Here is a 12,818-nt window from a genome sequence, read left to right as displayed (position 1 = left end):
GGCCATGTCCCTCATCCGCATCAACCACCGCCCCGCCGCCCGCCACTTGCTGGTGTTTGCCCTGGCTTGGGGGATTTTTGCCGGAGCAGCCGGCTGGGTGCAGTGGTCCAGGGGTCGCGCGGGCCTCGCCTATGGCTGCTGGACACTCGCGGGGCTGGTGCCGGTGGTCGGCGCCTTCTGGCGCGAGGGGCTGCGGCGGCTTTACATCGGGCTCAGTTACGCCACCTATCCGATCGGCTGGGCGGTTTCCTCCGTGGCCCTGGGCGTGATTTACTATGTCGTCTTGACTCCGCTGGGGTTGATCCTTCGGGTTTGCGGCCACGATCCGCTGCAGCGCCGCCCCGCCGCCAGCTACTGGCACAAGCGGCCGGCGCCCCGCGACGCGGCAAGTTATTTCCGCCAGCACTGACCCATGGACCAAAGCCCCAAGAACGAATTCCAGCAGCAGGCGGCCGGCAAACAGCGCGGATTTTTCGGGCAGTTCCTCGATTTTGCCCGGCACAACAAGAAGTGGTGGCTGACGCCGATCCTGATCCTGCTGTTGCTCGCCAGCCTCCTGATCCTCTTGGGCGGCAGCGGCGTGGCGCCGTTCATCTATACGCTCTTCTGAGACGCGGCCCCGGCGTTCGCTCTCAGGGGGCGAGCAGGAAGGACAGCGGGAGGTCCACGCGCTGGCGCCAGGATTTTTCCGAATGCTCCGCACCGGGGAATTCCCGTGTGATCCAGTCGCGGCCCTCGGTGTAGCCGGCGGCGCGCATGACAGTGTCGACCCGCCGCTGATAGGGTTCGTAGCCGGCGTCGAGCGTCTCCGTGCCGTGGTCGAAATAGAACCGGTGCGCCCCGGGTTTCGGCAGGTGCTGCGCCAGCCAGCCGATGACCACGCCGTCACCGAGCGGCCAGTGCGTGGACACACAGCCTGCGCCACCGAACACGTCGGGATATTCACAGACGGCGTAGGCGGAGATGAGCCCGCCCATGCTCGAGCCCATGGTGGAGGTGTGCTCGCGCTCCGGCTGGGTGTGGTAGGAATGGTCGATGAAGGGTTTCAATTCCTCGACCAGGAACCGCAGGTAGGCGTCGCCCTGCGGGGGAAAGGGTTGGAGTTTGAACTCTGCGACCAAGGCAGCGTATTGCTCCGGTGACACGGCCTTTTGCGGCAGGTATTCGGCGAAGCGGGCCGGCGTGCACCAGATGCCGACGATGATCGCGCCGCGCGTCTTGCCGGCCTGCATGAGCCGCAGCATGGCCTGGTCGGCCGACCACGGCACACCGCCGTAGCTCGTCGCCGGGTCGAAGAGATTCTGCCCGTCGTGCATGTAGATGACGGGGTAGCGTTCGCCGGCATGGGCGTCGTAGCCCGGGGGCAGCCAGACGTCGACATTGCGCGGAGCCACGAAGCGCGAGGAATACGCCGGGTGGTGTTCGATCCGCGCACCCGAGGCCGCCGCCGGCAGCAGCGAGACCTTCACCGGGCCGCTCACCACGGTGCCGGCGAGGTTGTGCACCAGGACACGATACTCGGTGGCGTCGAAGCCGCTGGCGTGGGGCACGGTGTAGGTTGCGCCCGCGGCCCCGCGGATGAATTCGCCGTTGCGCAGCCATTGGTATTCGAGGTCGCCGGAGCCATCGGCCGCGGCGGTCAGGGTGAGCGTTTCGCCAAACACCACCGAAACCTCGGCGGGCAGCAGGGTGGTGAGGCGCGGCGATTTCGCACCGGCAATGCCGAACTGGGCCTTGCTGGGCGCGACGGTGATGCCGCCGACCTTCGCGGCGGCGATATGGCCGCGGAGGTCGTTCACCGTGGCGATGAACTCAAGTTTCTCGCCGGGCGCGAGGTCGGCGGGCGGCGTCCAGAAGACGCGATACGGCGCCGCGTCATCGGTGCCGAGGAGTTCGAACTGCCCGGGCCGCGAGGCGCGGGTCAGCACGAACGTGACCTCGGCCACGCCGTCGCCGCCGGAAACCTCCGCGCGGATCTCACGGCGGGTCGGGAACAAAAGGCCGTCGATCTCGCGCGAGCCGATGCCGAGCACCGCGCCTTCGACCGGCGCGACGAGGGCGATCCGCGGGGCGGCCGCCGGCACGGGCAGCGGAGATTCGGCCCGCCAGAGCGCGAACTGCAGCGGCGCGAGCGTGACGCGCACGGCGCCGTTCGCGTCGGCGGTGAGCGGCTCGTTGCCCGCGGCCTCGGGCGGCCGCGAGTCAAAGAGTGGAGCGAGCCTGGCTCCGGCCGGCTGGCTGGTGGGGATGGCCGCGGTGAGCGTGGCGGAGCGGGAGTTGTTGAAGGCGGCGAGGTATTCGACCTTTTCACCGCGATCGATGCGCGAGAAGGCGAAGAGGCCGGGCTCGGCGGTCGGTCGCAGGATCATCGCGCCGGTGCGGAGTGCGGCGTGGGCCTTGCGGAGCTGGCCGAGCCGGGCGAAGAAGCGGTAAAACGGGTGGTCCGGGTCGAATTTGTCATCGGCGCCGGTGCGTGTGGTGGCGAGGAGCGTGGCGTTCTTGAAGTCGGGTGCCTGCGAGGCGAACATGTCTTCGCGGGCCTGCATGTCGTTGCCGCCCTTGCCGACCATGCCCTGTTCGTCGCCGTAGTGCAGCACAGGCATGCCGCGCGAGAGATACAGCAGGCCGTGGCCGAGGCGCACGAGGTCGGCAAGTTCGTCGCGGGAGGCGCCGGGGTTGTCCTGGAGGAGGAAGTAGCCCCAGCGGCCGATGTCGTAATTGCCGAGCAGGGTCACGCTTGTGTGCACGTTGCTGTCGTGGTCGGTGTAGTAGTCGTCGTGCTGGAAGAAGTCCTCGAGCGCGGCGGCGGTGCCGGCCTGGGAGACGAACTTCCGCATGGCGCCGGCGAAGGCGAAATCGGTCGTGGCATCGGCGGGGATCGAGCCGGTGGAAAACTCGCTGAGGTAGGCGACGTCGCCGACCCCATTCATCACCTCGCCGAACTGCAAGAAGTCCGGTCGGCCGAGCGCGCGGGCCTTGGCGCGGATGGCGGGATTGAAGGCCTGCCAGAACGCGGTGTTCACGTGGCGCATCGTGTCGATGCGGAAACCATCGACGCCCCGTTCGACCCATTGGCTGAAGACATCGATGAAGCCCTGCACGACGCGCGGATGCTCCGTGAAGAGGTCGTCGAGGCCGACAAAATCCCCGAGGCTGGCGCTTTCGCCCTGGAAGGTGCTGTTGCCGCGGTTGTGGTAGAGCGTGACGTCGTTGAGCCACGCGGGGTTCTTGCTGTGCTCCTTGCCGGGCGGGACGACGGGCACGTAGGGGAAACTGCGCCCGGCGGAGAGCTTCGGGAAGGCTGTGGGGTCGTTGAGGCCGTTGTAGGCGACGGCGCGCTCGTCGAAGGGCGTGCCATCGGCGCCGCGATAGGGGGCCGTGGCCTTGTCGATGTAAGTGTATTTGTCGCCCCGGTATTTGATGATGTCAGCCGTGTGGTTGACGACGATGTCCAGATAGACGCGCAGGCCGCGCGCGTGGGCCTGGCGGAGGAACTCACGGTATTCCTCGTTCGTGCCGAGGTGGGGATCGAGGTTGAGGAAATCGGTCGCCCAGTAACCGTGATAGCCGGCGCTGCCGCTCTGCACCGGGTTGTTTTTGAAGGGCGGGGTGGTCCAGACCACCGTCGTGCCGAGCCCCTGGATGTAGTCGAGCTTCTGCGTCGCGCCGAGAAAATCGCCGCCGTGGTAATACCCGATCCGCGTCGGGTCGAAGCCCGTGTCCTCCGGCCCGCCCGGCAGATGGCCGGTGTCGTTGTCCTTGCTGCCGTTGGCGAACCGGTCCGGCATGAGGAGATAGATGGTCTGCCCGGCGCCCGGATGGGTTAGGCGCGGCACGCTGACCGCGGGCTGGGACCGGATCTGGCCGGCCAGCAGCAAAAGGGACGTGGTAAAAAGAAGGCGGACAAGAGGCAGGCGCATGGGGTTGGGTAAAAATAATGAACGCGCCCCGGAGGTGGTCAAACCGCCGGGCCGGGAGAAGACTTCCTTGGACCGGAAAAAACCTAGGTGGCGGGCAAAAGGCCGGCCGGGCCCGGGTGCAGGCGCGAGGCGGCGGTTTTCCCTCTGAAAACCCGGCGGGTCATGCCGGGATCCGCCCGGCCCGGCGGCCCGGCGCGGATGGTCCCGACCTAAGAGTTTTCCAACCCATCGCAGTTTTTTGGGTGGTTTGCGATTCGCGCCGCGGGCTGGGCTGGACGATTTTGACCCCACACACGGCGCACTCCCCCGGTACGCCTCCTACCCTGTTCATTGTTCATCCCTGAACTACCAGACACACCATGCAACCCCTGAACCCCCTCCCCCGATTGACGCGTAGCGCGAGCCTCCTCGCCGCTATTGCCTTCGCCAGCTCACTGGGCCTCGCCCAGCAGACGGCGCCAACCGCCAAGGACGACACCACGCCCGACAAAGACAAGGTCGTCGAGTTGGAAAAATTCACGGTCAAGGCCGGTTTCAGCGGCAGTCTCGCCGCCGCGGCCGAGGCCAAGCAGAACAGCCAGAATATCGTCGAAGTCATCATGTCGGAAGACATCGGCAAGCTGCCCGACGTCAGCATCGCCGACTCCCTCACGCGCCTGACCGGCCTGGCCACGCAGCGCACCAACGGCCGCAGCCAGCAGATCAGCATCCGCGGCCTGACCGGTGATTTCAGCACCGCCATGCTCAACGGCCGCGAGCAGGTTTCCACCAGCCTGAATCGGGGCGTGGAATTCGACCAATATCCGGCCGAGCTGTTGAATTCAGTCGTGGTCTACAAGACCGCGGCGGCGGACCTGACCGGCCAGGGTCTGGCCGGCACCATCGATCTGCAAACGGTGCAGCCTTTGAGCAAGACCGGCCGGACCATCGCCGTGAGCGGCTATTACCAGACGACCCAATTGGGCCAGCTCACCCCCGGGGCCAAGAAGGACGGCAACCGGTTCAACGTCGCCTACATCGACCAGTTTGATGACGGCAAGCTGGGCATCGCGCTGGGTTACTCCCACACGGACACACCGTTCGAGGGCCAGCAATTCCAGGCCTGGGGCTACGCCACCGATGCGGCCGGCAATTTTGCCCTGGGTGGCACGAAATCCTATGTCCGCACCAGCAATCTGAAGCGCGACGGCATCATGGGCGTGATCGAATACAAGCCCAACAGCTTCGTCCACAGCACGATTGATTTCTATTCCTCGAAGTTCGACGAGAAGCAGCTCCTGCGCGGCATGGAAATTCCCCTGTGGCCCGGCTGGGGCACCGGAACGACGGAAACCGCTTACACGGCGACCAACGGCTACCTCTCCTCGAGCACCTATACCGGGGCGCACCCCAACATCCGCAACGACACCTTCCAGCGGAAAGACGATCTCTACGCCGGTGGTTGGAACCTCAAGTTCGGTGACGGCACCGGCTGGACGACGATCTTCGACATGGGCTTCTCCAAGGTCACCCGCTCGGATGAGAACCTGGAAACCTGGTCGGGCCTCGGTTATCATCGTTCGGACGCAGGCGATACGATGACCATCCAGCTGTTCCCGGGCGCGGTGCCAAAGATCACGACGGGCCTGGATTATACGAACGCCAGCCAGTTTTTCCTGACGGATCCGGAAGGTTGGGGCAACAGTCCGACCCCCGGCGTCGCCGGCCCGGGCTACCTCAAGTATTTCCGATCGAAGGACGAGCTCGGCCAGCTCAAGCTTTTGACCAAGCACGAGCTGAAGAATTTCTTCAGCAACATGGAATTCGGCGTCAGCTATTCCGACCGCTACAAGCGGGACGGCGAAGGCCCCTCCGGCTGGGTTTACCTGACCGACGGCAAATCCCAGGATCCGTATCCCCCGGTGATCGGCATCACGGACATGAGCTTCCTCGGGATCAAGGGCATCGCGGCCTATAACCCGCAGGCGCTGGTGGACAACGGCACCCTGAGTTTCTATCCCAACAACGACACCGGGATCGTCGCCAACCGCTGGCAGGTGACCGAGAAAATCACCCGGCCCTACGTTCAGTTCGACATCGATCACAAGATTAACGGGATGCCGCTCACCGGCAACGTGGGTCTCCAGGTGATCAACGTCGACCAGTCCTCGAAGGGATACTCCGCGAACGGCAACACCTTGACGCCGGTTACTGACGGCGCCAAGTACACCGACGCCGCGCCCAGCCTGAACCTGAACTTCATGCCGGCGGAGCTGACGTACATCCGCTTCAGCGTGGCGCGCCAGATCGCCCGGCCGCGCATGTATGACATGAGGGCCTCGCGCACGTGGAGCTACAATTCCACCAACGCGGGCATGACCGATCTCAAGAACAGCCCGTGGAGCGGCGATGGCGGCAATCCGCAGCTCAAGCCGTGGAAGTCAGATTCCATCGACCTTGCCTTCGACAAATATTTCAAGGGCAACAAGGGCTACGTCTCGCTGGCGCTCTTCGACAAGAAGCTCCTCAATTACATCTACGAACAGACGGCGCTGCAGGATTTCACCGGCTACCCCGTCCTTACCGGCCCGGCGCCGACGCTCACCCAAGGCCCGACCAGCCATCCCGTGAACGGGCAGGGCGGTTCCATCAAGGGTTTGGAATTCACCCTGTCGCTGGCGAGCGAGCTGATCAGCCCGGCCTTCAAGGGTTTTGGCCTGGTGATGGGTGGCGCCTACACGGACAGCAATGTCGAGCCGTGGGGCCCCGGCAACGGGACCGCGCCCATCTCCGGCCTGTCGCGGAAAGTCGCCAACGTGACGTTCTACTACGAGCACAAGGGGTTCTCGGCCCGCATCAGCGAACGGTATCGCTCGGATTATCGCGCCTACATCACCACGTTCGGCGTGCCCAACTTCAAGGGTGACGTGCACCCCAATGGCGATTTCGCGGTGACCCAGCCGGAAAAAGTCGTGGACGCTCAGGTCGGCTATACCATGCAGTCGGGCCAGCTCAAAGGGCTGAGCTTCTATCTGCAGGCCTACAATCTGAACAACGAGCCGTTGATCACCTTCAACAGCGGCGATCCGCGCCAGGTCATCAACTACCAGAAATACGGCGCCTCTTACTCCTTCGGCGCTTCCTATAAGTTCTGATCGGGCGGCACCACTCCGTCCGAATCCCCGCGGCCACCAGCGCAAAACTGGTGGCCGCTTTCACTCTCGACCCACCGCCCCCGTGCACGTCCTGGAGTCTCCGGTTATCCGTGCGTGCCGGGCGCACCGCCCCTTCCTTTCGCGCGCTGGCGAACGGCCCATCCTTGGGGTTGGGGGTCGCCGTCAGCCGCCAGCGCGCGAAACCTGACTCCCGTGCTGCTCGCCGCCCCCCAGGATACGCCGACCATGGACCATCCGCCGCACAGCTGGCTCACCACCCGCACTGCCGGGGTGCTGGCTCACGTCTCCTCGCTGCCCGGGGCCTACGGCATCGGCAACCTCGGGCCCGGCGCGCGGGCCTTCGTGGACTTCCTCGCCGAGACCCGGGTGCGCTACTGGCAGATCTGCCCCATCGGCCCGACCGGCTACGGCGATTCACCCTACCAGCTGTTTTCGGGCCGGGCGGGCAACCCGTATTTCATCGACCTCGGCGAGCTGCAGGCCGCCGGGTTGCTCGAGGCCGCGGACCTGGCCCCGTTGCGCGCGCTGCCGGCGGGCAGCGTGGACTACGGCCGGCTCTACGAGATCTTCTGGCCCGTGCTGGCCCGCGCCCACGACCGTTTTGCCGCTTCCGGGGCAGAGCGGCTCGGCGGGTTCGACTCGTCGCTGCGGGAATTTTGCCGCGAGCACGCTGACTGGCTCGAGCCCTTCGCCGACTTCATGGCCTTGAAGGCGCATTTTGGCGGCCGCGCCTGGCCCACCTGGCCGGAGCAATACCGCCAGTGGAACGGCGCGCTCCGCGCCACCGCCCCGGAGAGCGTCCGCCGCGAGGCCGACCGGCACGCCTTCTACCAATACGTGTTCTTCGGCCAGTGGGACCGGCTCCGCCGCCACGCCGCCGGGCGCGGCGTCGGCATCATCGGCGACGTGCCGATCTTCGTCGCCCTCGACAGCGCCGATACTTGGCAGAACCGCGCCGTCTTTCGGCTCGATGCCCACGGCCAGCCGCTGGCGGTCGCCGGCGTCCCGCCCGATTATTTCTCCGCCTCCGGCCAGCTCTGGGGCAACCCGCTCTACGATTGGGATCACCTCGCGCACACCGGCTACGACTGGTGGATCGACCGGCTGCGCGCTGCGTTCGAACTCTACGACATCATCCGGCTGGACCACTTTCGCGGCTTTGACACCTACTGGGAGATTCCCGCCGGCGCGCCCGACGCTCGGGGCGGACGCTGGCTGAAGGGTCCGGGTCGCGCCTTCTTCCACGCGATCCGGGCCGCGCTGCCGGCGGCCCGCATCATCGCCGAGGACCTCGGCTACATCGGGCCCGAGGTGGTGGAACTGCGCCGCGCCGCCGGCCTGCCGGGCATGAAGGTGCTGCAGTTCGCCTACGGCCACGACGCCAACAACGTCAACCTGCCGCACTTCTACCCGCCCGACAGCGTCGCTTACACCGGCACGCATGACAACGTCACGACCCGCGGCTGGCTGGAAACTCTTCCGACGGCCCTCGCGTCCCTGGTGGACGATTACTATCAGCTCGGCGGCGCCCGCTCGGCCTGGCCGCTCATCCGGGCGGTCCTGGCCACGCCTTCGCGCCTGGCGGTGATCCCGATGCAGGACTTGCTCGACCTGCCCGCCTCGGCCACCCTGAACCGCCCGGGTACCAATGAGGGCAACTGGCAGTGGCGCTTCACCACGGCCGGGCTCTCGGCCCTCTCCGGTGAAAAATCCGCCAAGCTCAGCCATTGGATCAAGCTTTACGACCGCACCGGCGACCGCCCTCTGCGGGACTTCAGCGAACCCCCCGGGCACTGACCGCCTCATTCATGAGACCCCTTCGCTCCCTTTCGCTGCCGGCCATCTGGAACATGAGCTTCGGTTTCCTCGGGATCCAGTTCGGCTTCGGGCTCCAGCTGGCGAACATGAGCGCGATCTACGCGAAGCTCGGGGCGGACGCCTCCAAGATCCCCCTGCTCTGGCTCGCCGGTCCGATGACCGGCCTGATCGTGCAGCCCATCATCGGGGCCATGAGCGACCGCACCTGGACGAAGCTCGGCCGCCGCCGGCCCTATTTTCTGGTCGGGGCGATCCTCGCCAGCGTGGCCCTGTTCTTCATGCCGGACGCGCCCGCGCTCTGGGCGGCGGCGGCGATGCTCTGGGTGCTCGACACGAGCATCAACGTGAGCATGGAGCCGTTCCGCGCGTTTGTGGCCGACAAGCTGCCGGACGAGCAGCGCACGCTCGGCTTTGTCATGCAGAGCTTTTTCATCGGTATCGGCGCGGCGGTGGCGAACGCCCTCCCCACCCTCTTCGGACACTTCGGCGTGCACGGCAACGCGGCCAACGGGGTCCCGCTCGCCGTCCAATACGCCTTCAAGCTCGGGGCCGCCGCGTTTCTCCTCGCGGTGCTCTACACGGTCATCACGACCCCGGAGTTTCCGCCCGAGGACATGGCGGAGTTCCTGCGCAAGAAGCGTGAGCACAAGCGCTACAAGCTGCAGCCGAATTATGTCGGTGGCGGCGCCCTGCTGGGCCTGCTGTTCGGCGTGTCTCGCGGCGTGCTGGTGGACGGGGCCCTCGGTCTCTGGCAGCCGCTGGGCGGCGCGGTCATCGGCGCAATCATCGGCGCGGTGCTGAGCGGACCCGAGGTTTCCGCCGCCCTGCGCGAGATGCCCGTGACCATGAAGCGGCTCGCCGTGGTCCAATTCTTCACCTGGCTCGGACTGTTCTGCATGTGGATGATGTTCAGCCTGGCCACGGCGCAGCAGGTCTTCGGGACCACCGACCCGCAATCCCCCGCCTTCGACCAGGGCACGCTGTTCGGCGGCCAGACCTTCGCTTGGTATTCCATCGTGTGTTTCCTCGTGGCGTTCCTGCTGGCCCCGCTCGCGGCGAAGATCGGCCGCCGGCAGGTCCACGGCCTCGCGCTGGTGCTCGGCGGCGCGAGTCTGCTCGCGACGGGATTCATCCACGATCGCACCCTCTGGCAATGCACGATGATCGGGGTGGGTGTCGCGTGGGCGAGCATCCTCGCCATGCCCTACGCCATGCTGAGCAGCGCGCTGCCCGCGGCGCGGATGGGCGTCTACATGGGCATCTTCAATTTCTTCATCGTGCTGCCGGAAATCCTGGCCTCGCTGACCCTCGAACCCGTGGTCCGGCAGGTCTTCCACAACGACCCGGTGAAAGTCGTCATGCTCGGCGGGGCGTCCATGCTGGTGGCCGCGGTGGCCCTCGTCTGGGTGCCGGCCGACCAGCCCAAGGCAGGGACGTGATTTTATGAAACGAGCCCTGTCATTCCTCCTTGGCGCGCTGCTGGCGGTGTTGCCGCTGGCCGGTCGCGCGGCCGCCACCGATCCCTACCAGCCACAGCCCTACGTGAAGCTGAAGCACCCGGAATGGGCGAAGAACGCCACGATCTACCAGATCAACACCCGGCAGTTCACCCCCGAGGGCACCTTCCGCGCCGCGGAAGCACAGCTGCCCCGCCTCAAGGCGCTCAACGTCGACATCCTCTGGCTCATGCCGGTCCACCCGATCGGCGTGAAGAACCGCAAAGGCACGCTCGGCAGCCCCTACGCCGTGCAGGACTACCTCGGCGTCAACCCCGAGTTCGGCACGCTCGCCGACCTGAAGCATTTCGTCGCCGCAGCCCACGCCCAGGGCTTCCATGTGATCCTCGACTGGGTGGCCAACCACACCGCGTGGGACAACCCGCTCGCGACCGAGCACCCCGACTGGTATCAGCACGATCATCAGGGACACTTCCGCCCGACCCCGTGGTTTGACTGGGACGACATCATCAATCTCGACTACCGTTCGCCGGGCTTGCGGAAATACATGACCGACGCCCTGAAATATTGGGTGCGCGAGGCCGACGTCGACGGCTATCGCTGCGACGTGGCGGGCTTCGTGCCCGTGGATTTCTGGAACAACGCCCGCAAGGAGCTCGATGCGATCAAGCCCGTCTTCATGCTCGCCGAATGGGAGACGCGCGACCTCCACGCCGAGGCCTTCGACATGACCTACGCCTGGAGCTGGTATGACGACATGGTCAACATCGCCAAGGGCAAGGCCGACGCCGGCGCCCTCTCCGGCTACTACGCGTGGGACGAGGGCTTCTTCCCGGCGGACATCTTCCGCATGACCTTCGTCAGCAATCACGACAAGAATTCCTGGGACGGCACGGAGTTCGAGCAGTTCGGCGACGCATTGCCCGCCACCATCGCCCTGTCCGTCGTGGGCAACGGCATGCCGCTGATGTATAACGGTCAGGAAGCGGGCAATCCCAAGCGCCTGAAATTCTTCGAGAAGGATCCCATCGAGTGGCGCCAGCACCCCAACGGCGAACTCTACCGCCGGCTCTTCGCGCTCAAGCACGCCAACACCGCGCTGTGGAACGCGCACTGGGGCGCCCTCATGGTCCAGGTGCCGAACGATGCCGGGGTGTTCAGCTTCGTGCGGCAGAACGACCGCGACAAGGTCTTCGCCGTTTTCAACTTCACCAAGGACGTCAAGACCGTGACGTTCAAAGACGACCTCTTTCCCGGCACCTACACCGAATACCTCAGTGGCGAAAAAGTGACGCTGGACGCCGGCACGCGGCTCACCCTGCCGCCGTGGGGCTTCCGGATTTATGTTCGGTAGGAGCGGTTGCCCTCAACCGCCTTATTTTCCCACTGAAGGCGCCGTTTTCTCCGCCGGTACGCCGTGGGTGAAGTCGAGCCGGTCGTGATAGACCGTCTTCGGCTGCTCGTCCTGCAGCTGGCGCTGGGCCTCGAGCCGGGCGCGGTATTCCTGGGGCGTCGTCCCCTTGTGCTGCTTGAACACCCGGGCGAAGTAGGCCGGGTCGGAAAAACCGCTGGCATAGGCGATCTCCGAGATCGTCAGGGTGGAGGTCTCGAGCGCGAGGATGGCGCCGTCGATGCGGATCCGCTGGATGTAGTGCGTCAGCCGCTCCTTCGTCTCGGTGTGGAACAGGTGGGAGAGGTAGTCGGGCGAGCAGCCGAGCAGCTCGGCGATGTGTTGCACGCCGAGCTCGGCGTTGGCGAACTGCTCGCGCACGAGGCATTTCGCCTGGAAGACCTTCCCGATGTCGCTGTTGAGCCCGCCGGTGCCGGTCTCGACGATGTTGCGGAAGAGCCCGAGCAGGGCGAGGAGCAGGCCCTTGAGCACGGCGTCGCGCGCCGGGCCCTGCGTGCTGTGGGTCTGCGCCGTGGTGTTGGCCAGCGTGAGGAAGACCTCGAGGTTGGGCGCGTCAAAGAACTCGATCACCTCGATGTCGGGCTTGCCGGACCGCACCTCGTGCGCGAAGTGCAGGCTGAGGGTGTTGTTGTAGAAGCCGGCCACGAGGTTGCGGAAGGGCTTGTCCGGTTCCGGGTGCACGACCTCGCCGTGCGGCACGCCGGCGGGGATGATGCACATCTCGTCCGGCCCGAGCCGGAAACTCTCGCGGGGAAAGCTGAAGTTGGTCGCCCCCTGCAGGCCGAGGAAGATCTCGGGCCGGTAGTGGTAGTGCATGCCGCGCTTGTTCTGCACCGGCTTGAGCTCATGGGGCACGCGCAGCGTCAGGCGGTTGCGGTCGACCAGTTTCAGCGCCTGGTCGAAGGCCGCGCGCATTTCGGCGCGATTGTGCGCGCTCATCGAGCGGGCGGTGAAAAGAGCGTGAGGCGCGCCTGGGGCAGACATGGGGATGTCCCGGGCCGGTGTGTCGGCGGACCGGATCCTTGGGGTTGCCGGAAGCAATGCGCGCAAATGCCGG

At 66.0% G+C, this 12,818-nt stretch carries 8 protein-coding genes; 6 read left to right on the top strand and 2 right to left on the bottom strand.

The window, feature by feature from the left end; genetic code table 11:
- Positions 1 to 4 precede the first annotated feature (4 nt).
- Both BLU29_RS07285 and BLU29_RS07280 read left to right on the top strand, forming a co-directional pair.
- The gene (locus BLU29_RS07285; RefSeq protein WP_091056307.1) at positions 5 to 409 is read left to right on the top strand and encodes an SxtJ family membrane protein; all 405 of its coding nucleotides are present in this window, start codon (positions 5 to 7) and stop codon (positions 407 to 409) included.
- Positions 410 to 412: 3 nt separating this feature from the next.
- The gene (locus tag BLU29_RS07280; protein WP_091056306.1) at positions 413 to 610 is read left to right on the top strand and encodes a DUF5989 family protein; all 198 of its coding nucleotides are present in this window, start codon (positions 413 to 415) and stop codon (positions 608 to 610) included.
- Positions 611 to 632: 22 nt separating this feature from the next.
- On the opposite strand, the gene BLU29_RS07275 is transcribed toward BLU29_RS07280, so the two are convergent.
- Positions 633 to 3,920, bottom strand: a complete 3,288-nt coding sequence (locus tag BLU29_RS07275; protein ID WP_091056304.1) for an alpha-amylase family glycosyl hydrolase — start codon at positions 3,918 to 3,920, stop codon at positions 633 to 635.
- Between the two features lie 359 nt (positions 3,921 to 4,279).
- Between BLU29_RS07275 and BLU29_RS07270 the strand changes: the two genes are divergently transcribed.
- From BLU29_RS07270 to BLU29_RS07255, 4 genes are all read left to right on the top strand, one after another.
- Positions 4,280 to 7,054: a TonB-dependent receptor gene (locus BLU29_RS07270; protein ID WP_231962328.1), complete on the top strand. Its 2,775-nt coding sequence runs from the start codon at positions 4,280 to 4,282 to the stop codon at positions 7,052 to 7,054.
- 213 nt (positions 7,055 to 7,267) lie between these two features.
- Positions 7,268 to 8,872 carry a 4-alpha-glucanotransferase gene (malQ, locus tag BLU29_RS07265; protein WP_231962327.1) on the top strand — a complete coding sequence of 535 codons (1,605 nt, stop codon included), beginning with the start codon at positions 7,268 to 7,270 and terminating at the stop codon, positions 8,870 to 8,872.
- 11 nt (positions 8,873 to 8,883) lie between these two features.
- On the top strand, positions 8,884 to 10,332 hold the full coding sequence (locus BLU29_RS07260; protein WP_091056303.1) for an MFS transporter: 1,449 nt from the start codon (positions 8,884 to 8,886) through the stop codon (positions 10,330 to 10,332).
- Positions 10,333 to 10,336: 4 nt separating this feature from the next.
- Positions 10,337 to 11,704 carry an alpha-amylase family glycosyl hydrolase gene (locus tag BLU29_RS07255; RefSeq protein WP_091056301.1) on the top strand — a complete coding sequence of 456 codons (1,368 nt, stop codon included), beginning with the start codon at positions 10,337 to 10,339 and terminating at the stop codon, positions 11,702 to 11,704.
- Positions 11,705 to 11,725: 21 nt separating this feature from the next.
- Here BLU29_RS07255 and BLU29_RS07250 read toward each other — a convergent pair whose 3' ends face one another.
- Complete coding sequence (locus BLU29_RS07250) at positions 11,726 to 12,745, bottom strand: helix-turn-helix domain-containing protein (RefSeq protein ID WP_091056299.1); 1,020 nt, start codon at positions 12,743 to 12,745, stop codon at positions 11,726 to 11,728.
- Positions 12,746 to 12,818 lie beyond the last annotated feature (73 nt).

Source organism: Opitutus sp. GAS368, from assembly GCF_900104925.1.
In the GTDB taxonomy this organism is placed as follows: Bacteria; Verrucomicrobiota; Verrucomicrobiia; order Opitutales; family Opitutaceae; genus Lacunisphaera.
This window is presented reverse-complemented; position numbering and strand designations above follow the sequence as displayed.

Bases quoted from the DNA above. Each gene is read 5' to 3' on its own strand.
- BLU29_RS07285 (WP_091056307.1), top strand. From the start codon at position 5: ATGTCCCTCATCCGCATCAACCACCGCCCCGCCGCCCGCCACTTGCTG.
- BLU29_RS07280 (WP_091056306.1), top strand. From the start codon at position 413: ATGGACCAAAGCCCCAAGAACGAATTCCAGCAGCAGGCGGCCGGCAAA.
- BLU29_RS07275 (WP_091056304.1), bottom strand. From the start codon at position 3,920: ATGCGCCTGCCTCTTGTCCGCCTTCTTTTTACCACGTCCCTTTTGCTG.
- BLU29_RS07270 (WP_231962328.1), top strand. From the start codon at position 4,280: ATGCAACCCCTGAACCCCCTCCCCCGATTGACGCGTAGCGCGAGCCTC.
- BLU29_RS07260 (WP_091056303.1), top strand. From the start codon at position 8,884: ATGAGACCCCTTCGCTCCCTTTCGCTGCCGGCCATCTGGAACATGAGC.
- BLU29_RS07255 (WP_091056301.1), top strand. From the start codon at position 10,337: ATGAAACGAGCCCTGTCATTCCTCCTTGGCGCGCTGCTGGCGGTGTTG.
- BLU29_RS07250 (WP_091056299.1), bottom strand. From the start codon at position 12,745: ATGTCTGCCCCAGGCGCGCCTCACGCTCTTTTCACCGCCCGCTCGATG.